Annotated in this window: 4 protein-coding genes and 1 pseudogene; 2 read left to right on the forward strand and 3 right to left on the reverse strand. The window is 31.0% G+C overall.

Translation table 11 applies throughout. The features are described from left to right. Positions 1-185, forward strand: a pseudogene (locus AMN78_RS04260) (cytochrome c biogenesis protein CcdA); the annotation flags it as partial. Continuing rightward, a complete protein-coding gene (rbsK, locus tag AMN78_RS03765) occupies positions 185-1087 on the forward strand; it encodes a ribokinase (protein ID WP_075534250.1) in 903 nt (300 codons plus the stop codon). The pseudogene AMN78_RS04260 and the gene rbsK, both read left to right, overlap by 1 nt. 2 nt (positions 1088-1089) lie before the next feature. Here rbsK and msrB read toward each other — a convergent pair whose 3' ends face one another. The 3 genes from msrB to AMN78_RS03780 all read right to left on the reverse strand — a co-directional run. Next, complete coding sequence (msrB, locus tag AMN78_RS03770) at positions 1090-1542, reverse strand: peptide-methionine (R)-S-oxide reductase MsrB (RefSeq protein ID WP_082254542.1); 453 nt, start codon at positions 1540-1542, stop codon at positions 1090-1092. Beyond that, positions 1539-1799 carry a glutaredoxin 3 gene (gene grxC / locus AMN78_RS03775; protein WP_075534251.1) on the reverse strand — a complete coding sequence of 87 codons (261 nt, stop codon included), beginning with the start codon at positions 1797-1799 and terminating at the stop codon, positions 1539-1541. The genes msrB and grxC overlap by 4 nt, the downstream gene beginning before the upstream one ends. Positions 1800-1801: 2 nt before the next feature. Further along, on the reverse strand, positions 1802-1990 hold a 189-nt coding region (locus AMN78_RS03780; RefSeq protein WP_143323165.1), incomplete at its 5' end, for a DUF2805 domain-containing protein.

Raw genomic sequence — 1990 nt, forward strand, 5'->3', positions numbered from 1 at the left:
TATCTGGTTATTACATGAGTAGATTTTTAAATTCTAAAAAAGGTTTTGGAAAATATTATGGAACTATTACAAAATCTGGCGGAGTTATTCTTTTAATTACTGGCATCTTGATTACTACAAATTATATTCAAGTTATAAGCTATTATATTTTGACGACCTTTCCAATTCTCGCTAAAGTTGGTTAATGAGCGAAATAACAGTCCTAGGAATTTTTGTTGCTGACATAAGTTTTTCTGGACCTAAAATCCCATCAATAGGTGAAACTATTTTGGGGAAAAAATATAATGTGGGTCCAGGAGGAAAAGGTTGCAATCAAGCCATAGCAATTGCAAGACTTGGCGGAAATACAAACTTTATAAGTAAAATTGGTAAAGACGCATACGGAGAGTTAGCTCTTAAAACTCTTGAAAAAAATAAAATTTCTACAGAAAATATAATTCAAGACGGTAGCCAACAAACTGGTGTAGCTGGAATTTTAGTTGATCAAAATACTGGAAAAAATGCAATCAATGTAATTGTAGGCGCCCCAAGTTCTTTGCGAATAAATGAAATTGAAAAACAAATTAATTTAATAAAAAGATCAAAAATTTTTTTAACTCAATTAGAGGTTCCAAAAGACGTTACCTTACATTGTTTGAAAACTGCTAAAGAAAATGGATGCATTACTATTTTAAATCCTGCACCGGCATCTGAAATTTCAAAAGAGTTTTATAATAATATCGATTTTTTTACGCCTAATGAAACCGAGGCCGAATTTTATACTGGAATAAAGATTACGAACGATCAAGAAGCCAAACAGGCAGCAGAAAAACTGTTAAATTTAGGAATTAAAAAAGTAATAATAACACTTGGAGAAAAAGGTATATTTTATTCTGATGGAAAAGAGGAAATTAGTTTAAAAGCTAACGCCGTTAAAGCCATTGATACTACTGGAGCAGGAGATGCATTTAATGGAGGTTTAGCTTTTGGTTTATCAAAGGAAAAACCTATTAAAGAGTGTTTAGAATTAGCAAATAAAGTTGCTGGGATATCTACAACTAAACTTGGAGCAGGAGATGCTATGCCTTTTATCCAAAATATAAAGTAACTCTATTCAGGTCTAAAAATTAAACAAAGACCATTATTACAAAATCTTTTACCACTTTTAGTTGGTCCATCGTTAAAGACATGTCCATGATGCGCGCCGCATTTAGCACAATGATATTCTGTTCTTTTCATTCCAAATTTATAATCTATCTTAGTTTTAAATGCTCCAGGCAAAGCCTCAGAAAATGATGGCCAACCAGTACCACTATCGAATTTACTAGTAGAAGCAAAAAGTTTATTTCCACAATTAGCGCAATGATAAAAACCCTTTCTACTTTCTTTAAGTAAATTGCTAGAAAAAGGTCTTTCAGTACCCTCGTTAAACATTATTTCTTTTTGTTTTTTTGTAAGATTTTTATTGATAATTTTTTTTGTATTCGCAAATAGTGAGTTTAATGGAAAAATAAAAGATGAAAAAATTGTTAAGCTTAAATATTTTAAAAAATTTCTCCTCATTCTCCTTTTAAAATCTTATCTAATTCACCGTTTCTGTTCGCTTCCTGAAGCTTATCATTACCACCAATGTAATGATCCCCAATAAAAATTTGAGGAATAGTTCTTACGCCATTGGTTCTTTGTAACATTTCTTTTGCATTAGCTGGATCTGCCCAAATATCTATTTCCTCTATCTCAACATTTTTTGTTTTTAATAACGCTTTAGCTGCCGCACAAAATGAGCAAGGATTGCCAGTATACATTGTGACTTTTTTCATAATTAATATATATCAGTTAATTTAATTTTTTCTCTAAGTTTTTTTCTACCTAACTGAAACTTTTTCCTGTGTTTAATGCTAGTATTGTGTACTCTTTTCCTCCACAAACGGAAGGAGCCTGGTTTTAAATTTTTCCGCATTATTTTAATGACTTGTGACTCATTCTTTCCAGTTTTTTCTTTTATCTCTTC

Source organism: Candidatus Pelagibacter communis, assembly GCF_001179945.1.
Lineage (GTDB): Bacteria > Pseudomonadota > Alphaproteobacteria > Pelagibacterales > Pelagibacteraceae > Pelagilacustribacter > Pelagilacustribacter ubique_A.

Coding starts and splice junctions, on each gene's coding strand:
- rbsK (WP_075534250.1), top strand. CDS start 185: ATGAGCGAAATAACAGTCCTAGGAATTTTTGTTGCTGACATAAGTTTT.
- grxC (WP_075534251.1), bottom strand. CDS start 1,799: ATGAAAAAAGTCACAATGTATACTGGCAATCCTTGCTCATTTTGTGCG.
- msrB (WP_082254542.1), bottom strand. CDS start 1,542: ATGAGGAGAAATTTTTTAAAATATTTAAGCTTAACAATTTTTTCATCT.